The sequence below is a fragment of the Saccharothrix sp. ALI-22-I genome (assembly GCF_001984175.1).
Lineage (GTDB): Bacteria > Actinomycetota > Actinomycetes > Mycobacteriales > Pseudonocardiaceae > Actinosynnema.
In genome coordinates this window covers 69801-91657 of the sequence record NZ_MTQP01000046.1, presented here as the reverse complement: position 1 = coordinate 91657, position 21857 = coordinate 69801, and the positions used below count along the sequence as shown (strand labels likewise).

The 21857-nt window shown below is 67.4% G+C and carries 21 protein-coding genes; 13 read left to right on the top strand and 8 right to left on the bottom strand.

Annotated elements, in window-relative coordinates:
* The 5 genes from ALI22I_RS08265 to ALI22I_RS08245 are packed head-to-tail and all read right to left on the bottom strand — an operon-like array spanning position 1 to position 5371.
* Complete coding sequence (locus tag ALI22I_RS08265; RefSeq protein WP_179118151.1) at positions 1-1578, bottom strand: condensation domain-containing protein; 1578 nt, start codon at positions 1576-1578, stop codon at positions 1-3.
* Positions 1579-1597: 19 nt separating this feature from the next.
* A complete protein-coding gene (locus tag ALI22I_RS08260; RefSeq protein ID WP_083751548.1) occupies positions 1598-2737 on the bottom strand; it encodes a 2-oxo acid dehydrogenase subunit E2 in 1140 nt (379 codons plus the stop codon).
* 42 nt (positions 2738-2779) lie between these two features.
* Entirely contained in the window at positions 2780-3694 is a 915-nt protein-coding gene (locus ALI22I_RS08255; RefSeq protein WP_077004880.1) for a hypothetical protein, read from the bottom strand.
* Positions 3675-4007 carry a hypothetical protein gene (locus ALI22I_RS08250; protein WP_143532060.1) on the bottom strand — a complete coding sequence of 111 codons (333 nt, stop codon included), beginning with the start codon at positions 4005-4007 and terminating at the stop codon, positions 3675-3677. The genes ALI22I_RS08255 and ALI22I_RS08250 overlap by 20 nt, the downstream gene beginning before the upstream one ends.
* Positions 4008-4009: 2 nt before the next feature.
* On the bottom strand, positions 4010-5371 hold the full coding sequence (locus ALI22I_RS08245) for a hypothetical protein (RefSeq protein ID WP_077004878.1): 1362 nt from the start codon (positions 5369-5371) through the stop codon (positions 4010-4012).
* A gap of 407 nt (positions 5372-5778) precedes the next feature.
* Here ALI22I_RS08245 and ALI22I_RS08240 point away from each other — a divergent pair, with 407 nt between their 5' ends.
* Positions 5779-6042 carry an acyl carrier protein gene (locus tag ALI22I_RS08240; protein ID WP_077004877.1) on the top strand — a complete coding sequence of 88 codons (264 nt, stop codon included), beginning with the start codon at positions 5779-5781 and terminating at the stop codon, positions 6040-6042.
* 55 nt (positions 6043-6097) lie between these two features.
* Here the strand turns inward: ALI22I_RS08240 and ALI22I_RS08235 are convergent, their stop codons facing one another.
* Both ALI22I_RS08235 and ALI22I_RS08230 read right to left on the bottom strand, forming a co-directional pair.
* Entirely contained in the window at positions 6098-6913 is an 816-nt protein-coding gene (locus ALI22I_RS08235) for a hypothetical protein (RefSeq protein WP_143532059.1), read from the bottom strand.
* 57 nt (positions 6914-6970) lie between these two features.
* On the bottom strand, positions 6971-8215 hold the full coding sequence (locus tag ALI22I_RS08230) for an MFS transporter (protein ID WP_143532058.1): 1245 nt from the start codon (positions 8213-8215) through the stop codon (positions 6971-6973).
* Positions 8216-8506: 291 nt separating this feature from the next.
* Here ALI22I_RS08230 and ALI22I_RS50570 point away from each other — a divergent pair, with 291 nt between their 5' ends.
* The 12 genes from ALI22I_RS50570 (at position 8507) to ALI22I_RS08175 (ending at position 20660) form a co-directional block, all read left to right on the top strand.
* Positions 8507-8656 carry a hypothetical protein gene (locus tag ALI22I_RS50570; RefSeq protein ID WP_179118150.1) on the top strand — a complete coding sequence of 50 codons (150 nt, stop codon included), beginning with the start codon at positions 8507-8509 and terminating at the stop codon, positions 8654-8656.
* A gap of 86 nt (positions 8657-8742) precedes the next feature.
* The gene (locus ALI22I_RS08225) at positions 8743-10311 is read left to right on the top strand and encodes a condensation domain-containing protein (RefSeq protein ID WP_077004874.1); all 1569 of its coding nucleotides are present in this window, start codon (positions 8743-8745) and stop codon (positions 10309-10311) included.
* Positions 10312-10425: 114 nt separating this feature from the next.
* Positions 10426-11850, top strand: a complete 1425-nt coding sequence (locus ALI22I_RS08220; RefSeq protein WP_083751556.1) for an NDP-hexose 2,3-dehydratase family protein — start codon at positions 10426-10428, stop codon at positions 11848-11850.
* An 11-nt stretch (positions 11851-11861) separates the two neighbouring features.
* Positions 11862-12833, top strand: coding sequence for a Gfo/Idh/MocA family protein (locus ALI22I_RS08215; protein ID WP_143532056.1), 972 nt, complete (start codon positions 11862-11864; stop codon positions 12831-12833).
* Positions 12824-14329 (top strand): condensation domain-containing protein, encoded by a 1506-nt coding sequence (locus tag ALI22I_RS08210; protein WP_077004872.1) that lies wholly within the window; start codon positions 12824-12826, stop codon positions 14327-14329. Before ALI22I_RS08215 ends, ALI22I_RS08210 begins: the two co-directional genes overlap by 10 nt.
* Positions 14326-15204 (top strand): formylglycine-generating enzyme family protein, encoded by an 879-nt coding sequence (locus ALI22I_RS08205; protein ID WP_077004871.1) that lies wholly within the window; start codon positions 14326-14328, stop codon positions 15202-15204. Before ALI22I_RS08210 ends, ALI22I_RS08205 begins: the two co-directional genes overlap by 4 nt.
* Positions 15188-16717, top strand: a complete 1530-nt coding sequence (locus ALI22I_RS08200; RefSeq protein WP_077004870.1) for an amino acid adenylation domain-containing protein — start codon at positions 15188-15190, stop codon at positions 16715-16717. The genes ALI22I_RS08205 and ALI22I_RS08200 overlap by 17 nt, the downstream gene beginning before the upstream one ends.
* 23 nt (positions 16718-16740) lie before the next feature.
* Complete coding sequence (locus ALI22I_RS08195; protein WP_077004907.1) at positions 16741-17013, top strand: MoaD/ThiS family protein; 273 nt, start codon at positions 16741-16743, stop codon at positions 17011-17013.
* A 6-nt stretch (positions 17014-17019) separates the two neighbouring features.
* Positions 17020-18423, top strand: a complete 1404-nt coding sequence (locus ALI22I_RS08190) for an FAD-dependent oxidoreductase (protein WP_077004869.1) — start codon at positions 17020-17022, stop codon at positions 18421-18423.
* Positions 18420-19262 carry a dTDP-4-dehydrorhamnose reductase gene (gene rfbD, locus ALI22I_RS08185; RefSeq protein WP_077004868.1) on the top strand — a complete coding sequence of 281 codons (843 nt, stop codon included), beginning with the start codon at positions 18420-18422 and terminating at the stop codon, positions 19260-19262. The genes ALI22I_RS08190 and rfbD overlap by 4 nt, the downstream gene beginning before the upstream one ends.
* 33 nt (positions 19263-19295) lie before the next feature.
* Positions 19296-20054, top strand: a complete 759-nt coding sequence (locus tag ALI22I_RS08180) for a glycosyltransferase family 2 protein (RefSeq protein WP_077004867.1) — start codon at positions 19296-19298, stop codon at positions 20052-20054.
* A 9-nt stretch (positions 20055-20063) separates the two neighbouring features.
* Positions 20064-20660 (top strand): dTDP-4-dehydrorhamnose 3,5-epimerase family protein, encoded by a 597-nt coding sequence (locus tag ALI22I_RS08175; protein WP_077004866.1) that lies wholly within the window; start codon positions 20064-20066, stop codon positions 20658-20660.
* Positions 20661-20933: 273 nt separating this feature from the next.
* Here ALI22I_RS08175 and ALI22I_RS53270 read toward each other — a convergent pair whose 3' ends face one another.
* Positions 20934-21566, bottom strand: a complete 633-nt coding sequence (locus tag ALI22I_RS53270) for a transposase (protein WP_238598205.1) — start codon at positions 21564-21566, stop codon at positions 20934-20936.
* Positions 21567-21857: the final 291 nt, after the last annotated feature.

The window sequence follows — 21857 nt, the reverse complement described above, 5'->3', positions numbered from 1 at the left end:
CTACCCCGCCGACTCGGTGCGGGCGACGATGATGTGTGCGGCGAGCCCGCGCGGAGTCGGCGCCGCGAACAGGCGGTTCAGCTTCACCTTCACACCGGCGATGCGGCCGGCCTCCTGAACCAGTCGCGCGGCCAGCAGCGATCTGCCACCTTCGGTGAAGAAGTGGGAGTCGGGTGTGAGGTCGGACCGCTTGAGCAGGCGCTCCCACAGCGCGACCAGTTGGGACACCAGCTCCTCGTCCACCTCACCGGCGTGCGGCGAAGCGCCGGCCGGTGCGTCCGCCACGACCGCACTGGCCGGAGTCCGGTTCGGCGACGGTGGCAGCACCTCGTCCAGTGACCGGTCCGGATCGGCGGCGACGGCCGTCAGCAACGCGTCGTACTCCGCGGCCAGCTTCTCCAGCTCGGCCCGGTCGTGCACCTCCTTGCTGTAGGTGATGCGCAGACCGGTCCCGTCGGCTCCCGGCATGACCAGGAACTCGAAGTCGAACCGACTGGAGCCGTTGTGCAGACGGAAGGTGCGCACCCGCCCCTCATCGAGCGTCAGATCGTCGGTCATCGCGACGGGCAGGTAGTTGAACATGTGCCGGAACGGCGTCGTGCGCCATTCGGCGGGATCTCCCCGGAGGTGCTCGAGGAAATCGTCCGCCGGCATGGCGCGATTCCTCATCACATCCACGAGCAGGTCGCGGGTTCGGCGAGCGAGCTCCGCGAAGCTCCAGTCACGGCTCACCAGCAACCGCAAAGCGAACGTGTTGGCATGATTGCCGATCGAGTCGGTGCGGCGGGCACCGTGCACGTCGATGGGCACACCGACCACCAGATCCTCCGCCGCGCCGTTACGGAGCAACAACAGGTAGAACGCAGCGAGGTACACGGCGTTCTCCGTCGTCTTCGCCCGCTTGCTGAGCGAGCGCGTTGTCAAGACCGTCGCGGCCGGAAGGTCGAGCCGCAGCACCTCTCCCGCCAACGTGGGACTGGCCGGTTCCGACCGTCCGATGCGGAGCTTCATACCGCCCGGTCGCGCACCGGCCAGCAGCTCCGACCAGAACGACCTGGTCTCCGGAGACGACGAGAGCTCACCGGGGCCGGGTACCTCGTCGGTCCAACCGGGCGGAAGCGGGACGTCGTTCGAGAAGTGCGCATACGCGGTGAGCAGATCGTGGATCAGCACACGGACCGACGCGGCGTCGAAGACCAGGTGGTGTGCGACCACGCAGAAGACGTCACCTTTTGAGGAAGGGAACAGCCCTGCCCGAACCAGTGGGACCCCGTCGAGAACGAAGGGACGCGCCGCGAACTCCGCTAGGACGTCGTCAAGCCCGATCTCGGAAACGGGAACCGTCTCGATCCCGACCTCCACATCGGACACGTGCTTGTGCAGCACGTCGCCGTCCGCGCGGTAGACCGTGCGCAACGCCGGATGCCGGGCGACCACGAGGTTCATCGCCTGCTGCATCGGCCACCACCTCACGTGCCCCTCGATGCGCAAGCCGACCGGGATGTTGCTGACCCCGCTCGCCGGCACCAACTGCTGCAGCAGCCAGAGCGACCGCTCCTTCTCGGTTACCTGGTCCACCGCGACCTCACCTGTCACATCAAGCACCACAGACCCCCAGCGCTCGCCTACACGCGGTCAGAAACTGGCTGACCTCGCGTCCACTCGTCACCCGGTGGTCGAAGGTAGCCGTGATGGTGAACGGCTGGCCGGGCAGCGACGGGTCGCCACCCGTTCCGATCGCGAGCGCTTGCCGGTGGTTCAACAGTGGCTGGAACGACAGCACACCCTCCACCGACAGATCGCTCACCGTGACAGTCGCGCCGGTGACGTCAGCCAGTGCGAGGTCCGCGTCGACATAGCGCGCCATCAGTTCCCCGACCCGCTCCTCGACCTCGTCAGCGGCCATCTGGTCCGCACCGTGCACGACGCCGACCTGCAGCCCGTCGCCGAGGTCGATCGCGACCCCAACGTTGATCGAGTCGTAGTGACGGACCCCGTTGTCGAAGAAAGCGTTGAGAGCGGGGAAATCGCGCAGGGCGACAGCCACCGCTCGCACGAAAAGGGCAAGCTGCCGCAACGACGGCAGATCCGCATCCGCGCACGAAGCACGCAGCGCGGTTCCGTCGAACTGGACCGACAACGCCGCGTTGAGGACGTTGGCCCCCAACAGCCGTTCGACCTCCACGGTCTTGGCCCGGCTGAGCGGCACCACACCGGCGGGGCGGTCGGCATCGGCCGAGACGGACTGGTGAACCCGTTCCACGTCCTGCAACGTCACGAGGTCGAACCCGTCGAAAGCGGACAAGTCGATCCCGTGCTCCTGCACGTACCTCAGCGCCGACTTCGAGAAGCGGTCGGTCGAGGTGCTCCCTTCATCGGCGATGATCCGCTTCTCGCTCCGCAACGACTCCGCCTCTGCGGCGGAGGAACAGATTCGCGCGAGCACACCGCCAACCGCGACGACATCCCCCACCGCGGCGACCCGTACCAGGTACCCGTCGCGGGGACTCACCACCTCAACGGCGACCTTCGAGGTCTCCACCTCGACGAGTGGTGCACCGGCACGCACCTCACCGCCGTCGCCGGCCAGCCAGCTCACCACCTGAACGGCGTCGTCGCTCACGCCTTCCTGCGCGACGAGCACTTCCGTCGTCATCACCCGCTCACCGGGCGTGTCGATGACCGAGCCATCACCAGCCACGGAAGCGGAGTCGAGATCACGGGCGAGGTCGGACATCGTCTGAACTTTCTGCTGTGGCGGGAATGTGCGGGAACGAGCTCACTGAGCCGTCAACGGTGATGCGAACAACAGGTAGGTGCCGACCGAGGCGAGCCCGAACGACGTCAGGCGTGCCGGTAGCAGGAAGCCGAAGCCCAGGTGCATGGCCAGGCCGGCCACCGCCGCGTACGGCCAGGTGCTCGGGAAGTACAACCCCGGGGGGACGAGGATCTCAAGGGAGATCGTGGCGATCGCCGCGCGCCGCCAGCGCGCGCTGAGCCGGTCGTGGTCGCCGAGCGCGAAGCGTCGAACGAACCACTGCGGGAACCAGCTCTGACGCTGGGGCAGTTCGTCTGAGACCAGAGTGAGGTGCTCTGCGACGCGGTGCAGCAGCCGGCCACTGCGGAAGTCCACCGAGCGGATCTTCCGCAGCGCGGTTGCCAGATACATCTGCGTCACCAGGATCATGATCAGAAGCTGAGCGAACGGGTCCGTCACCGATACCTGCTCCCTCTCGATCACGACCGCGAAACCCTCGCGCATCCCGTCGAGCACCGTCCGCCAGGTGAGGCAGTCGTCGACACCGGGGCTGAACGAGAGGAGCAACGCGCAGGTCGCCAGCAGAGAGGTGTGGTTCTCGGGGTCGAACGTCAGCTCGAAGAACAACCACAGGGCAACCGCCGCCCCAGCGATCTGCGGCACGACGCCGAGCAGGAGGCAGCCCGCCGCGACGAACTTCCCGACGTAGAGCACGCGGTACACGGCCGTGGACGGCGTCAGCTTGGGATGAACGCGCCGGTGCCGATGGCCGACGAAACCATCTACCCGCAGGAAGGTCCACGCCCCGTTGCGGTGGTCAGCGGTGAATTTGGCCAGCACGGCGACGGCCAGCACCACGCGGAACGCGGACACGGCCATGGACGGAACGGTGCTGCTCAGCCCGCCGAACAGGTAGTCAGAGATCCAGCTCGCCATCGCACACCTCCAGTGCATGCACGCCATCGGTGTCCACATAGGTCACGATGCCTTCGGCGTAGATCCCGTGGACGTCCCTGAGGTAACCGAGAAACTCATCGACGGTGCCGATGTCGTGGTAGGAGTCGAACGTGACGAGGTGCCGCCAGTGGTCGATCGGTTCGCCGTCGGCTCCGTTGGAGAGCTGGAAACGCGTGAACGTGATCCTGGTGAACATGGGCCACGACAGGAACCGCGGCCGCGCACAGACAGCCGCGTACCCGAGATAGCCGATGAACGCTGCCAGCAACGCGGCTTTCGCGACGAACGCCAACGTCATGACGCCACTGCCTCGGGTGCGGCTCCAGTCCTCCGCTCCTCGAAAGAACATCCGAGCAGAGCACCGCTCTCATAACTGATGATTCCAGCGCGGCCGGCGAGCGCTCCACGAGCCATGACGCCGGCATAGCGCCCACCGATGACGTACACGCCCCAGTTGACCGTGCGCTCGGCGACCGTCCGCGGCCAGCCCTCGACAAAGGGCTCAGGCGGCGCCTCCACGAGTTGCTGCACCACCGATCGCCGGCGAAGACCGTCGGAGACCGCGGCTCGCCACTGCGCATCGGTCAGGTCGCGGCCCATCACGATGTCGTGCCCGGCCTGCGACATTCCGCCCTTGAGCACGAGGCGGGGGCGTTCGGCCACGCAGTGCTCCAGCGCGTCGACCAGCACTCCATCCGCAGTGGAGATACGGTCTCGCAGCACGTGCGACCAGGGCGTGAGCCGGGCGACGAGCTCACGCTCCTCAGCGGTGAAGTCGCCGGCGAACTCACTGTGCCAAGGAAGTGCGAAAGCGCGCTTGCCTCCGACGAGATCGGCGGAGAAAGGTGCTAGCAGCACGACCTGCTCCCGCCTGCAGGCGTCGAGCAGCGGGGCGATGAGGCTGTCCTCGCCCTGGCCGCCGACGCGGTCGAGGAAGAAGAACCGCAGCACGAGGTCGACCCGTGCGCCGTTGGCACGTACCTCCGCACCCTGGTACGACAGCTCGTCGAGGCTGCAGGCGACCGCAGTGTAGCCGTCTTCTTCCAGCAGCAACGCGAGCAGTTCGAACACAGCACGTGTGCGCGGTGGATCCTCGGGAGCGCACACGACCGCGATCCCCGCCTCGGTTCCTCGACCGATGCGATCTGCCTCCGCCCGCAACACCTCGCGGAAGGCGATGCCGGGATCGGTGAAGGTCAGATCGCGGGCGGCGACGAACTCCCCGATCTCGGGGATCGCCGTCATCGCCCGGCACAGCTCACCCGTCTCAGTACCACCCACGGCCGCCAGGTTCGTCTCGATCGCGACGAACCTGTCATCCGTGTGCAACAGGTCGGCACGCGCGAGCGGCCACCCCGTCGGATGAGAGGTCGCCAGCACCGCGTCGACCTGCGCGGGGGTAGCGCCGCACAACCGCGCGAACGACGCGAGGTCGCCGTCGCACAACCGGGCGGGAAGGTCGTTCAGCAGGCGGTGCAACGCGGGCAGGTCCCGGTCGAGCTCCGCGATCTGCTCCCGGTCCAGGTAGACCGGCCGGGCGAGGTGTTCGACACCGAAAAGCGCACGCAGGCGCTGCGCGGCTCGCCACGACGCTTCCGCGCGTTCCGGCCCGCCGTTCGACTGGAACGCAAGGTAGTCCTCGGTCAACTGGTTCATCGCACTGTTCCGGTTCGATCAGCCACTGCCCGCCGCCTCACCTGAGGTCGAAGGAGCGTGCAGGCGGCGACCGCCGCCGCGCACCGGAATTGTCGCCTCAAATTCGGCGCACGGTTGGTTCGCGCGCGAGAAAACCCCACTCAATCCCCCCGGGAAATGCCGACGACCACCAGGCCGGCCGGACACGATCAAGACACTCTCTCCTGCACCCACAGGACCCTCAGGGCTATTGCAGCACACTAGCACGACAACACGGCACGAGGAAGAACTTCCAACTCGACTCAATCCTCGGCCAAGAGACGAAGAACTCCCCCGAAGCTTGAGGCAGCACTAGCCGTGCAGTACCGTGAGATTACCCGGAAACAACGCGCCCTGGGGGCTATCGAATGACAGGATCAACTCAGAAGATGTCTCCGACAACCGACCTCGCAGAAACCACGAAGATCATCGTCGAAATATTTCGCGAACTACTGAAGAGGGAGGACATCGATCACAACAGCAGCCTTGCGGATCTCGGCGCGACGTCACTGACGGCAGTCCGGATCCGCTCTCGGATCCGATCGCGCCTCGGCAAGTCGATCGAACTGATGGACATCATGGACAATTTGCGTCCGCGCGAACTGGCAGTCGTGACCGCCGGAGCACCCGAATGGCAGGGCAAGCGCCGCTGAGCGACAGGCGTCCGGGCCCGCGGAGATCGCGGGCCCGGACCCGCGATCAACGAGCCTACGTCGACACCGAGCTCCTGGCCTGCCCGAACAAGGCAGAGCAAACGTCTGCCACACCTGCGCTGTCGAGCAGATGACCGTCGCCGACATCGACGCGAACACACCTCTCCGCGAACTCGGGCGCCACCTCGTAGGCCGTGTCGTACATGACCACGGGCCGAGTGCGGCGGCCCACCAGCGGAACAGTGCTCGCGGCCATCAGGTAGTCCAGGTACGACGCGAAGCGCGACGAAAGCTCGTCGGCCACGTCGTCCTCCAGCTCCAGCCGATCGACCACGACGTCAACGGAAGACCGGTACCGGTTCAACAGCTTCTTCCCCAGGGCGACAACGTCGGCGTCATCACCTGAAGACAGGTCGCGCACCCACCGGCGCTCATCCTCGATCTCCGGCTCCGACAACCCTTCGCCCAGTCCGCGGACAGCATCCACGAACTCGCCGCGCATGATTCTCGGAGTCGCGGCCATTGGATTGAGAAGAATCAGCTTGGACTCGACCGAGAAATTCTCAGCCAGCCGATCGGCCAGCGCAGAGGCGAACGCGGCGCCAGCGCAATAGCCTATTACTCCGACAACTGACTCCGCGTGCGCCGACACACCGTTCAGCCAGGTCTCGACATATCGTTCAGGGTCGACCGGCAGCCCAGCCCAACGGGCCGAACCGACCACCTGGGTCTCCAGGAAGGCCGCATCCACCTCGAGCCGGTCGGAAAGGTCGGCGAATGACCCACCTGGCCGTCCCTGGGTGAAATCGACTGCCAACACGATGCCACCACCGTCGTACGGCGCCAAAGATTTCCAGCCGTCGAAGTTCACGAATCCCCCAATACGCGAAGAGTTCTCAGGGCGCGACCGCCCGGAAACCGGAAGTGTTCAGGAACCAGCGGACGACGCCGGCTCAGCCTCGCGGCCCGCCCCCGCCGCCGTGCGATCGCGCAACCAGATGATCGCCGCAACGCCGGACAGCACGATCAGCACCGCCTGGAAGTTGAGAAGGAGAACCGGGGACAGGACGTCAATCAACAGACCACCGAGCAACAGCCCGACGCCCTGCGCACCGCTGTTCGCCGAAACCAGCAGTCCGAAGACCTTGCCTCGATCTTCTTTGGCCATGCCGGCCTGCAGCACCGAGATCACGCCCACGAACGCCCCGACCCCCGGAAGCCCGGACAGACCGAGCACGACCGCGTAGACGGGCACAGCAGTGGTGAAGGCCGGCCCGTTCCACGCGACAAGGTTCAGCACGCCAACCGCGACGAGGCTCAAGCCCGCCAACCGGTGCGGGGCGAGCCATCCACCGACCGCCGACAGCAGAAACCCGCCGATGAGCGTCCCGATGCCCACGACTCCACGCAACACACCGACGTCCGCCGCGTCGCCGTGCAACAGGTCCAGCACGAACACGATCAGCAGCAACTGCGAAATGCCTTGCGCGAAAGTCACGATCGACGTCACGACCACCGCGCCCCACAGCCGGCGGTCCTCGCGAACCTGGAGCACACCCTCACGCCAAGCTCGTACCGACAGCCCTTCTCGCACCCTAGTCGACCTGTCCTCACCGGACGGCACCGCCCGCACGACGAAGATCAACCATGCCAAGGCGAACGACACCGCGTCCGCCACGACGACGCCGGAGATCCCTCCCCAGGACAGGGCCAGTCCGCCCGCCATCGCACCGGCGAGCCGCGCCACGTCGCCCGCCACGCCGAACATCCCGTTGGCCGCGACGAGATCGTCCTCGTCGACCACGTCCGGCAGCATCGCGCCGAGCGTTACGGACATGAGGACACCGAGCGCCGCCTCGACCGCGGCGACGACCATCACGACCCAGATCTGGTCGACCGAGTGCACGGCGAGCAGAGGCAGCAGGAACAACCCCTGAAGAACGGGTCCCACCCGCAGAACGAGCCACCGGTCGACCGCGTCCGCCAAGAGCCCGGCGAACTGACCGAAGAAGAAGCGGACCAGGAGCTCGATTACCAGAACGGTGGCCGTAGCCACTCCAGAACCGGTCAGATGCAGCAAGAAGATCGGCATGGCGATCAGCAGCAGCCAGTCGCCGGTTTTGGAGACAAGGCCCGCGAACCACAGCCGCGCGAAGTCCGGGGAGCGCAGCATCAAACGAACACCGTTCACGAACACCCCCCGCCTACGCGTCCCAACGTTGTCGACGAATCTGCATCTGCCCTGCTCGGCGACCTTTCCGACGGCCTGAAACGCGCCGAAAGGCCGTCCGCACCTACGGGGCGGTTCGCCTCCTCGTCCAGGGATCTCGTCGCCGTGAAACTCACGTCACCGTGACAACCGTCCACACGTACATCGCACGAACGTGGACGAGACACGGCAACACCGGGCGGTCGCCGCACCAAGTGCGGGCTCGTCACCCAGGCGCTCGACGACGACGTCATCATGCTCGACGAACTGAACCATATCCAGTCGGTGTCCGCCTGGCTGTCGGGTGTTCGCCTGACACCGGCAGCGTCATCGTTCTCGTACCTTGATGATCGGCTGCGGCACCGCGGCACGGGTATTCACCGGCACCCGCAGTCGCTCCAGTGAGGCCGACCGGAGGGCGGAGACGTCATCTGGCGCGGGGCCGCCGAGAAAGCGCTGCGATCCAGGTTGATCGTTGGAGGGACAGACCAATGGCCGGAGGGATCGAACACGCCGCCGCACGGGCCGCGGTGCTCCAGGTGTGGAGCGATGTCCTGGGCACGGCGGTAGTACCAGACGACAACTTCTTCCGGCTGGGCGGCACATCGCTGCAAGCCGCTCGGGTGACGGCGGCGCTTCGAGCCGCGACCGGCCATCGCGTCGACATGAGCGCGATGTTCTCGAACCCCGTGGCAGCCGACCTGGCAGAGCTCATCCCTCATCTACCACGCCTCAAACGTGATGGTCGGCGTGCGCGGACCACCAGGTCCTCGGTGTCCTACCAGATGGATCAACGGCTGCGCCGCGACGCCATCGAGGCCACGAGGCGAACCAGACGGGTGGTGCTCGCTTGGGACCTCACGGGTCCCCTCGACACCGACAGGCTGCGTGCGGCGATCACCCTGGTGCTCAAGCGCCACGAGGTGCTCCGCACCAAGTTCACCGTGGACGAGGGCGGAGTACCCCGACAGGATGTGGCTGCCACGGCGGACCTCGACTTCCGGGTGCTCGACTTGCGGTCCGCGGAGGCCGATCTCGATGCCGTGCTCGCCGACTTCGTGGCAGAGCCTTTCAACCGGGTCGAGGCAAGACTGTTCCGCGCCTCGCTCATCCGGAAGAACGACGAGGAGTGGACCTTCGCCCTGGCGTTCGACCACATCGTCTTCGACGCGTGGTCTCATCGCGTGCTCGTCGAAGAGCTCTCAGCCCACTACGAGAGTGTGACCCTGCCCCTTCCCGCTCAATGGCGGGACTTCGTCGCGGCGCAACGGCAGGTGGTCGAAGGAGAAGAGGGGCAGTCGCTGCGGGCGTACTGGCGGGACACCTTCGCGAACTCCTCACCGATCAGCGACTACCCGTTGCGGCACAGCGGTTCTGACGAACCGACCGCGATCATGCGGTCCCACGAGCTGACCGGAGCGGAGTCGGACCGGGCCTGGGAGCTGATCCGGCGCTCGAGTACGACGAGCTTCGTGCTCGCGGCCACCGCGCTCAACCTCCTGCTGGACGCGGCGACCGGCGGCGGTGACCACGTGATCGGCACCTCCGTCGCGAACCGCGAATCCCCCGCGTTCCACGGAACGATCGGGTGGTTCGCGCACGGCATGCCGGTGCGGACGCGTTGGACGGACGGCGCAACGGTGGACCAGGTGCTCGACACAACCCACAAGGCCGTCGCCGACGCGCTGAGCCACTCCGCGCTCCCGTGGACGGAGATCATCCGCGACTGCGACCCGTCCGAATACCTGCAGCCGCCGCGCAAGTTGACGCCGTATCTCAACGTGCAGGACGACGGCGCAGCGCCTTTGGTGCCACGATTCTCCGGCGTCGCGGTCAGTCCTCGCGCCGTCGTTCCGACAACATCCGACCCGACGTTCTCGGTCTGGGTCAGGACCGGTCCCCGGTGGACCGTCACCGTCCTCGCCGATGGCGCCGTGTTCCACGAGCACGCCGTGTCCGGTCTGCTCACCGCCTACTTGGCCTGTCTCGGCGAAGTCATCGACCCCCGCGCTCGGTCGGCCGACATCCGCGCGCTGCTCGTCCTTCATGAGCTGATCTAGCCGAGGTGCTGCCGTGAGCGGACAGCAACACGAAGACTGACCGAACTATCTGGGGGGATAGCAATGGTGAGCGCGATTCCAGTGCCGCCGGCGAACACGTTGTGGCACGCCAAGATGCGCAGCTACGATCAACTCGACCACGCCGCGTTCGCCTCGGCCGCTGACGACAGCACCGGGCTGGATGACGTTCTCGCGTGGCTGGAAGCCGAACGGGCCGAGGTCTCGTGCGAACTGGAACCGGTCCCGCTCGACGAGATCGCGCGGTGGCGAACCGACACGGCCACCGGCGACCTCGTGCACGACAGCGGGCGGTTCTTCGCCATCCGCGGCCTCGACGTCACCACGAACTACGGTCCTGTCGAGCGGTGGTCGCAGCCGATCATCGACCAGCCGGAGGTCGGTGTGCTAGGGCTCCTGGTGCGCGAGGTGCGCGGCGTGACGCAAGTGTTGATCCAGGCCAAGATGGAACCAGGCAACATCAACCTCGTCCAGCTGTCTCCGACCGTGCAGGCGACGCACAGCAACTACGACCGCGTCCACGGCGGCGCCGCTCCCCGGTACCTGGAGCACTTCCTGGCCGGCACCCGTGATCGGGTGAGAGTCGATGTCCTGCAAAGCGAGCAGGGCGCGCGGTTCCTGCGCAAGCGCAACCGCAACATGATCGTCGAGGTGATCGGCGACGTGCCGGTGCACGAGGGATTTCGCTGGCTGACCCTTCGACAGCTGCACCGTCTGCTCCGCCTGGACAACGTCGTCAACATGGACTTGCGGTCCGTGCTCTCCTGTCTGCAGTTCTCACGCTGGAGCGCGGGGATGCCCACCCGGTCCGACTTGCTGGCAGGACAGCACTCGCCGCTCGCACACTCCGTGCTCGCACCGGACGACGCGCTGCACACGTCCGGCGAACTGCTCGCGTGGAGCACCGATGCGCGCATGCGCTATCGGTTGAACACCCGGATCGTGCCCCTGTCAGAGGTGAGTCGCTGGCAGCGGGACAAGTGGCACATCGCGCACGAGGACGGGTTGTACTTCACCGTCGGCGGGGTGGCCGTGCGAATGGCGTCACGTGAAGTATCCGGGTGGATGCAGCCGGTGATCGCGCCGACCCACGAGGGCTTGGCCGCCATGGTGCTTACCAGCATCAACGGAGTACCTCACGCCCTGATGCAGGCGAAGCTCGAAGCGGGCAACCGCGACGTCGTCGAGATCGCGCCAACGGTTCAGTGCATCACGCGCAACTACCAGCACCTGCTGCCGGAGGAGCGCCCCGAACACCTGTCACTGGTCACGGACGTCGCACCGGAGCACGTCCTGTTCGACGCGTACCAGTCGGAGGAAGGCGGCCGGTTCTTCAGGCAGCAGAACAAGTACGTCATCGTCGAGTACCACGGCGACCTGCACGCGGTGGAGTCACCGAACCACCGGTGGATGAGCATCGGACAGCTGAAGAACCTCGTCCTCTACAGCAACTACGTCAACGTCGAGGCGCGCAGCCTTCTCGCCTGCGCGTGCGCGGTGATCGAGGGCGGCAACGCGTGACGGGGACACGGTTGAGGGTCGGTGTTCTCGGCACCGCCGACATCGCACGCAGGAAGATGGCGACAGCCCTCCGCGACACCGAAGGCATCGAGCTCACCGCCGTGGCGAGCCGGCGCCAGCACGACGCTGAACGGTTCGCGGCCGAGTTCCGTTGTGCCGCCGTCGAGGGTTACGAAGCGCTTCTGCACCGGGATGACATCGACGCAGTCTACATCCCGCTGCCGGTGGCCATGATCGCGCGGTGGGTCGATCTGGCGCTCCGCCGCGGTAAGCACGTGCTCGCCGAAAAGACCGTGACCGCGTCGTCACGGGTCGCCCGCGGGCTGTCCCGCGTCGCCGACGAACACGGCCGCACCCTGGTGGCCAACTTCGCGTTCCTGCACCACCGAAGGCAGCGGGTGGTCGAGGAACTGCTGGCGTCCGGCGCACTCGGCGAGATCCGGTTGTTCCGGGCGGATTTCGCGTTCCCGCCGAGGGACCAGGAGGACATCCGGTACCGCCCCGACCTGGGTGGTGGCGCCTTGCTCGACGCCGGGACCTACGTGCTGAGGGCGGCCCGATGGGCGCTCGGCCCCGTGCCTGAGGTCGAAGCCGCGTCGCTCGCGACGAGTGGTCCGCTCGGCGTCGACGTCGCGGGCGCCGTTCAGCTGCGTTCGGTGACAGGTGTCCCGGCTCAGCTCTCCTTCGGTTTCGACCACGACTACCGGTGTGAGTACGAGATCTGGGGTTCGCGGGGACGACTACGTGTCGAGCGCGCGTTCACGATGCCGGCCGGACAGGAGTCGACGGTGTGGTTCACCGGGGCCGGGCAGGTGGAGGAGCTGCCTGCGGCGGCCGACGACCAGTACGCGCGAATGACGGAGCGATTCCTCGCGGCAGTGGAGTGCGCGGAGATCCGAGGTGCGGAGCTCAGAACCGTGGAGGAGCACGCCCAGCTCCTGGAAGCGGTGACCGCGGCAGCGGGGCGGCAGCCGTGCCGGTAGCCGGGATCGAAGCGGCCGTGAAGGTGCTCGCCGCGGTGTGGCGGGAAGTGCTGGACCGGGAGGTCGACGTCGCGGGCCGGGGTTTTGTGTCCTCCGGGGGCACATCACTGCTGGCCGCGCGGTCAGTGCTGGAAGCGCGGCGCAACGGCGTGCACATCTCGGTGCACGAGATGCTCAGCGACCACTCGATCGTCGAGCTGGCGCGGCGAGCGCAGGGGCGGTCCGAGGACGACCAGCCGATCACGAGCCCTGGTGACGGTGCGCTGCTGTCGGTCGGGCAGGAGGCGATGCTCTCCCGGCGCAGGCGCAGCTTCGTGGCGTTCACCGCGCGCGTGGACGGCGAGATCGACGTGGACGCGCTGAGACGGGCTGTGCGGAACACGGCTCTGGTCCACGACGTGCTGAGGATGCGGGTTTCGAGCACGGGCAGAGCGCGCATCGACGGAACCACACGCGCGTTTCCCCACCTGCACGTCACGTCGTGTCCCGCGACGCGGGCCGACGCCGACAGCGTGGTGTCGGCCTGGCTGTCGGAGTTCACCGGATCCGACGAGAACTCCAGTGCGTTGTACTGCCGGGCAGGCGGGTTCTCGACATTCGCCTTCGTCGCGGACCACCTGGTCTTCGACGGCGAGTCGGTGCGCCCGTTCCTCGCCGACCTAGCTGAGCGGTACGGGAACCCAAGTGCGGCGGGGGTGCCGAACGGCGTGTTCGCCGCGTACGCCCGCGCCCAGCGATCGGCGTTCGCCGATCTGCCCGAGACCGCTGCCCACTGGCGGCGTGTGTTCGCGGAACTGGGGCCCTTCCCCGCGGCGGCGCTCCCGGGGCTCTCGCCCCGTGCTGCCGCAGAGGCACCCCAGGCGCTCCACGTCGCCAAGACTGTCGACCGCGAGGTGGTCGAACGGTTCGAGCAGTCAGCGGCGATGCGTGGATGCACGCCGTTCGTCGCCCACACCGCGGCGTTCTCGTGCGCGACACACCGGCTCGTGGGCGAGCCGACCCGCATCGGGGTGAACACCGCGACCGCTGGACGCAGCCGGCCGGGCACCGAACAGGCGATCGGCCCGTTCGCCGACGTGATCACAGTCGACCTGGGCACGTCCACCTCTGACTTCGAGGTCGCGCTGACCGCCGTCCGCCGCGGAGTCTTCGACGCCTTGGCGCACGACCGCGTCGCGCGCGCGGAGCTGCTGCGGAGACTGTGGCCGGAGGGCAGCCGGGCTCGTGAGCCGTTCGTCTGGATCACCCCTCCGCTGGACATCGCCAAGACAGCGGTGCGACTGGGCGAACGGGTCGTGCTCCTCGACGTCCGGCTGCACCTGGGCGTCAAGCCCACGCGACGCCACTACCCAGGGCTGAGCCTGGAGATCGAGTACGGCGACGAGACGCGACTTGTGTGTGAGTACGGCGAAAGCGAGTACACGGCGACAGACGCCGGACGGTTGCTGGACGAGTGGACCGCTGTGATCGTCGACAACGGGGGGACGGGCAAATGACGATCACCGACGAAGAGGTGCGGGAGATTCCCGGCGGGACGTTCCTGATGGGGTCCCCTCAGTGGGTGCTGGACTGGCTTCAGGAGGAGGGGCAGGCGTTCGACACGGAGTGGTTCGCCGACGAGGGACCGCAGGTGCGGGTGGAGGTGAAGCCGTTCGCCATCGACCGGTACCCGGTGACGGTGCGCAGGTTCCAGCGGTTCACCGACGAGACGGGTTACCGGACGGACGCCGAGACGCGCGGCTGGGGCGTCCTCTACACGAACCGCTACTGGGAACAGGTGGGGGGCGCGTACTGGCGGCAGCCGGGAGGTGCCGGCACCACCGTCGACGGCAGGCTGGACCACCCGGTCGTGCACATCTCGTGGAACGACGCGACCGCGTACGCGAGGTGGGCGGGCCTGCGACTGCCGACCGAGGCCGAGTGGGAGCTCGCCGCGCGTGGCGTCGAGTACCGGTTGTGGCCGTGGGGCGACGAGTGGGAGCCGGACCGGGCCAACTGCGCCGACTACCACGTCGGTGCGCACCTGCTGAAGCTGTCGTCGTGGCGTGACTGGTGGCTCCAGGTGTGCGCAAAGGAAGGACCGATGCCGCAGACCACACCGGTCGGTGCCTTTCCCGGTGGTGACAGTACCTTCGGTGTTTCGGACCTGACGGGCAATGTCTACGAGTGGACGAGTTCGCTGTGCGCGTTGTTCGGCGACCCCGCGGACTACGATCCGATGTACCGGATGGCGAACGGCCGGTTCCGCGCGGTACGCGGTGGCTCCTGGATGAACTTCCGCTATCAGCTCCGCTGCAGCGAACGGATCTACGCAGACCCGGACGGCTGGTCGAACTTCGCGATGGGCTTCCGCTGTGCGCGCGACCTCTGAGGCGACGACCGCGGTCCGAGTGGTGGCCGCGAGAGTGCGGGCACATCCGTTCCGGATCGCGGTCGAGGACCAGAACGAACTCGTGACATACGCCGAACTGTGGCACCGGGCTCTCGCCGTCTCGACCGCGTTGGCCGATGCCGGGGTACCAGCCGGCTCGGTGGTGGCGCTGCCCGCCACGCGATCGGTCGACGTGGTGGCGGCACTGCTCGGCACGCTGGCCGCGGGCCTCGCCTACCTTCCGGTGGATCCTCGATCCCCGGACACGCGCACACGGCTCGTGCTGGACCTCGCCGACGCACGCGCCGTGGCCGGCACCGGTGAGTGGGCGCGAGAAGCCGCTCGGGCACGCGGAATCCACTGGGTCGACACCTCGGCGTTGCCCGTCCCGACGGCGCAGCAGGACAGGTCGAGCGCGGACAGCCCGTGCTACGTGCTGTTCACGTCCGGATCGACGGGCGAACCGAAAGGCGTCGTCCACCACCACCGCTCGCTGGCCAACCTGATCCGCTGGCAGGTGGCCGATTCCCGCTGCGGCGAGCGTGCGCGGACCCTTCAGTTCGCGCCGCTGACGTTCGACGTGTCCTTCCAGGAGATCTTCGCCACCCTGTGCTCCGGCGGAACCCTGGTCTTGCCACCGGAGGGTGTTCGCGAGGACCCGGAACGCCTGTGGAACATGCTGGTTGGGTCGGAGATCGAGCGGCTGTTCCTGCCTTCGGTCGCCCTGCAGACGCTGGCCGCGTTCACGAACAACGACGACCTGCGCGAAGCCCGTCTGCGCGAGGTCGTCTCCGCGGGCGAACAACTGCGATGCGGTCACGCCGTGCGGCAGCTGTTCGACGGACTGGCGGACTGCGACCTGGTCAACCAGTACGGGCCGACCGAGACGCATGTCGTCACCAGTCATCGGCTCGACCGGCGGCCGTGGGAGTGGCCCGCGTTGCCACCGATCGGACTCGCCATCGACAACGTCCGGTTGCGCGTGCTGGACGCCGACGGCCGCGAAGTGCCGCACGGCAGCCGCGGAGACCTGCACGTGTCGGGGGCAGCGGTCGCGGTCGGCTACGCCAACCGTCCCGAACTGACGGCGGAGCGGTTCACCGCACCCGGTACCGACGACGCCGAGTACCGCACCGGTGACCTCGTCCACGCCGACGAGGACGGCGTGCTGTGGTTCTCCGGACGCGCGGACGACCAGATGAAGATCGCGGGCTTCCGGGTCGAGCCAGCCGAGGTGGAGGCAGCGGTTCTCGACCTGCCTGGGGTCGTGACGTGTGTCGTGACCGGCCTGAACGGACACGCCGTCTCCGCGGCGGTCGAGGCTCAGGTAGTGGTGAGCACCGAGAACCCGACGACGGAAGCAGCCGTGGTCGACGCGTTGCGCCTCGTGCTCCCCGCGCACCTGGTTCCCGCAAGGGTGCGCTTCGCCGACGCCCTTCCGCTCACCGCGAGCGGGAAGGTCGACCGCGCCGCCGCAGCCGAGCGCCTGAGGTCTTCGGCTTCACGTATCTGACCGATCGACGATGGGGAGTGGGCATGGTTGTGTTGAGGGTGTCGCCCGCCTGGAAGCGCCAGACCGGCGGAAGCGCGCGATTCGACGTCGAAGAGGGAACACTGCTGCGGATCATCACCGACTTCGCGCATCGTTATCCGGACAACAAGTTCCGCGTGCTTGATGCCAACGGCGCGATCTACAGCTATTTCAAGGTGTTCATCGACGACGAGATGGTCCCGTTCGCCAGCTTCGCCGACACCCACGTGTCGCCGGGCAGCACGGTCGACATCGTTCCTCCGATGGCCGGCGGCTGACGACCCGTGTTGCGCGTCGTGGTGTGTGGTTCCGGGATCGTGGGGCTGGCATCCGCCTACGCGGCCGCTGCCGCCGGGCACCGGGTCGTGCTCGTCGAACGGGACGGCGCGGAGCTGCCCGCGGACGTCACGGCAGCGTGGCGAACCTGGCACCGTCCCGGCGTCCCCCACGCCCGTCAAGTCCACTCCTACGCCGTCGGAGTGGTCGACCTGTTGATGCGGCTGGTGCCCGGCACGGCACCAGAACTCCGCGGTGCCGGTGCGGAGTGGCTGCCGTGGACGGGGCCGGTAACGTTTCCTTTGGCACGACACGAGGTTCTGCGAGCCCGGCGGACGACACTGGAGCTGTGCCTCGCCCGCGTAGTGCGGCGGTCCACCGTCGAGTGGCACAGAGGCGTGCGGGTGACGTCCCTGCGGGTGGCCCGCGGACCGGGCGGGACGGACAGAGTGGCCGGGGTCGCCACGCCGGCGGGCGACCTCGACGCCGACCTGGTGGTGGACTGCACCGGGCACGCGTCACGGCTGCAGGACCACCCCGCGATTGGCGCGGACAAGTTGTTCCGCCCGAGCGGAATCCAGTACGTGACGACCTGGTTCACGACCGGCAGCACCGGTGATCCCGTGCTGCGCGGCGTGCGCTCGGACGAGGGCCATGTCTATTGCGCCGCGACCGGCGCGGACCACGGAATGGTCTCCGCGACTGCGGTGCTGGCGGAGAACGATCCGCTGTTCCGCACGGTGATGACTCGGCCGGGCATGATCGCTCTGCTAAGCTCTTTGCCCGCGGTCGACGACTACCTCCGTGCCGCCAGGGCTGTTCCGACCGGGAGGCCGTCCGCCAGTCGACGGGTCGGCAATTCCCGCGGTGCCCTCCTAGCGGAGAACGCCGGACGGATCGACGGGTTGGTGGCTGTCGGAGATGCGGCTGTCTCGACCAATCCCGTTCTCGCTCGTGGGATCGTGCTGGGGCTGCGCCAGGTCGCTCACCTCGTGGACGCGCTCACGGGGGCTGGATCCGTGTCCGAGATAACCGCCGGTTACCTGGCACGGCTTCGCGACGGGGTGCTCCCGTGGTTCGAGGAGTCGACCCGTTACGACAGAGCACTGTCCGCCCGCCTCGCTCGACATGCGGGCACGGGTCGCGACGAGCCGTTCGACCCCGTGTTCGAGCCGTACGACGCGGTGGCTGAAGCGTCCCGGCACGACCCGGCCGTCGCGTCCGCGGCGATTGCCTACGGCCAGACCATCGGCGAGCCGGGAGATCTCGTCCGCCAGGTCTCCCGCTGGTTGGCGCGTCGGGGCCCGTCCCCTACCAGTGACAGAGCTACGACCACGACGAACCGCTCGGTGGTCGCGGCAGCCGTGCGGCTCGCCGCACCGACGAACTCGGAAAGGGGACAGACATCATGAAATGGCTTGTGACAGGAGTTCGAGGTCTGCTGGGCAGCGCGATCGTCGCGACGCTGGGAGACGAGGAGATCCACGCGCTCAGCCGGGACCAGCTCGACATCACGGATCCGGTCGCGGTCGGTGAGGCCATCAGCTCGCTGCGCCCCGACGTGGTCATCAACGCCGCGGCCGACAAGAACGCCGACAGTGCGGAGAAGGACGACACAGCGGCGCGAGCGGTGAACGCGGTGGCGCCGGGCCACCTGGCCGACGCATGTGCGCAGAACAACGCGCTACTGGTGCACATCTCCGCCGACTACGTCTTCGATGGAAGATCGCGGACTCCGTACACGGAAGAGGACTCGACCTCGCCGTTGTCCGCCTACGGAAAGTCGAAACTGCTGGGCGAGCAAGCGGTGCTGGACCGCGACTCGAACGCACTGGTCGTACGAACCTCGTGGCTGTACAGCGGCTTTGGCCGCAACTTCGTCACCGGCATCCTCAAAGCCGAGCAGAGCCGGGAGTTTCTCACCGTCGTGGACGACCAGACGTCGTCACCGACCTCGGCTCGATCCTTCGCGGACGCTCTGCTGACCTTGGCACGCGCACGCCCGCCTGGTGGCGTGTACCACTGCACCGGTGCGGGCTCGACCACCTGGTTCGGCCTGGCGAGCGCGGTGTTCGAGCAGATCGGCGCTGATCCCGCACGCCTGCGCGCGGTGTCCACGGAGTCTCTCGGGCTACTCGCGCCCAGGCCCGCGTACAGCGTGCTGGCGAACGACAAGTGGGTCGCGACCGGTCTGCCACAGCTGCCACCGTGGCAGGACGACCTGGCGGCGACGCTGCGGCTGACCGGCTGAAACCCGACACGAACACGACCAGAGGATCTCCCGATGCCACGCCTCTCCGTCATCACCGCCGCCTACGCACCGCAGGCTCAACACCTGACAGCGACCGCGGACTCCATGCGCGCTCAACGCCTTCCAGAAGGATGGGACCTCGAATGGCTCGTCCAAGAGGACGGCCCGAACCCCGCCCTCGCGGAACCGCTCGCGGACCTGCCCTTCGTCCGGTACGCCGCCAACGGCGTCTCCTGCGGCACCGCGGCGACCCGCAACATCGCACTGACCCGAGCAACCGGTGCCCTGGTGCAGGTGCTCGACCACGACGACGTCCTGCTGCCGGGGGCGCTGACCGACCTGATCACCGTCTTCACGAAGGAACCGACCGTGCGCTGGGCGTTCGCGCGAGCTGGTGAGATCGACGAAAGCGGGCCACGAGAACCGCATCGCGCCGGCATCCCGGTCGGCCTTGTCCCAAAAGGAACGGTCGGAGTGCTCGACGACGCCTCCGGCGTCTGGTCGATCTGCTGCGCCGGTCTCATGGCCGGCATCGACGTCGTGCGAGCGTTGGGCGGCTGGGTGGCGACACCACGCTCGGAGGATGTCGGTCTGCTCGTAGCCCTCGCGGAAGTCGCCGACGGGTACAGCCTCGACCAGGTGACGTGGTACTACCGGCGCCATGCCAACCAGACACATCTGACTGACTCGTGGCGCGCCAAGGAGCAGCTCGGGCGAACACTTGTCGAACAGCGGTTGGACGCGGTCCGGAAATCCGGGTTGCGACTCTCCGCCGACACACCTCTGTGGTAATTTGCCGACATGAAGATCCGCGAATTGAGCATCGAAGGCGCATGGGAATTTACCCCGGCACAGTTCCCCGACATTCGTGGAACTTTTTCCGTGTGGTTCGATGAAAAATTCTTCACAGAGGCCACGGGTCATTCATTGCGCCTGGGGCAGACGAACCACGCCGTTTCCCGCAAGGGCACGATTCGAGGGGTGCACTACGCCCAGGTCCCACCGGGCCAGGCGAAGTACGTCTACTGCCCGCGCGGGGCCGTGGTGGACGTGATCGTCGACATTCGGGTCGGCTCTCCGACCTTCGGCCAGTGGGAGGCGATGAGCCTGAACCAGGAGAACCTGACAGGCGTCTACCTGGCAGAAGGGCTCGGCCACTCTTACGTGGCCCTGGAGGAGGACAGCGTTCTGGTGTACCTCTGCTCCGAGCGCTACCGCCCGGAGGCGGAGTTCGGAATCAACCCGCTCGACCCAGACCTGGACCTCCCGTGGCCCACCGACGTCCAACACATCCTGTCCGACCGCGACAAGAACGCCCCCGGCCTCCGCAAAGCCGAGGAAATGGGCATTCTCCCCGACTATCAGGCCTGCCTCGACTTCGTCCGGAACACCCAGTAGCCCTTCCACCGAACAACTCCTGAAACTCGCCGCTAAAACAAGCCAACACCACACCCGGCCGGGGTTCTCCTCTGACAGGAATTCCGCCCGACGAAAAACGACGTACATCCAGGCGAACGACAAGCACCTCAGCATCGAGCTCATCCCTCGCTACACGCGCCCGGATGAGCTCGATGCTCGTTCGCCCACATGAGGTAGCCGACGACCTCGCCGCAATGGACACCTCAACGCCAACTCAAGACCCTGTGCCGCTCGAAAAGCCATCGCTGCTGGTCAAGCGGCATGTCTGTACTCGTTGATGAGCCCGCCCGGGATCCGGGCGCGGAGGAGTCTGTGGGTCTCGAGGTCGTGCGCTGCGGTGGGCCCCTCTTGGACCTCGGGTGGTAGCTGGTCGCGGGCTTGGTGGGACCGGTGCCGGTTGTAGTGGCTCTCGTAGGTCTTGAGGACCTGACGTGCGTGGGCCTCTCCCATGATGAGGACGTGGTCGAGGGCCTCGCGTCGGAGGCTGCCGACGACCCGTTCGCAATGGGCGTTCATCCGGGGCGTGCGCGGTGCGCTCGTGATCACTCGCATGTCGTCGGCTTGGAAGACGGCGTCGAAGGCCTGGGCGTACTTGTCGTCGCGGTCGCGCAGCAGGAAGCGCAGGGACTCCATCCGGTGTTCGAGGTCGGCGGCGAGGTTCCTGGCCTGCTGTGCTGTCCATTCCCGGGTCGGGTGGGTGGTGACGTCGGTGATGTGCGGGCGCCTGGTGCCGTGTTCGAGGAAGGCCGACGCGTACAGGCGCTTGCCGAGTGCGGTGTCGAGGTGGAGGAAGTCCGCCGCGATGATGCCCCTCGGCCTGGGCAGTGAGGAACTCCCGCCAGGTCGGGCCGCAGCGGCGTGGCGCCGGGTCGACGCCTGCGGCATGCAGAATCCGCCAGACCGTCGAGGCGGCGATTCGGTGGCCGGGCCGGACGAGTTCTCCTTGGATCCGCAGATGCCCCCACCGTGGATTTTCGTCGGCGAGCCGCAGCACGAGTGCCGTGATCGCCGCTGGGGTTGATGGACGTCCGGTGCGTCGACGCTCGGTGTGGTCCCACTTCCCGGCGATGAACCTGCGGTGCCAGGCGAGCAGGGTGCCGGGAGTGACCGGGAAGACCTCCCGCCACCGTGAGCGATGTACCAGCCTGGACAGGGCGGCGAACCAGAACCGGTCCG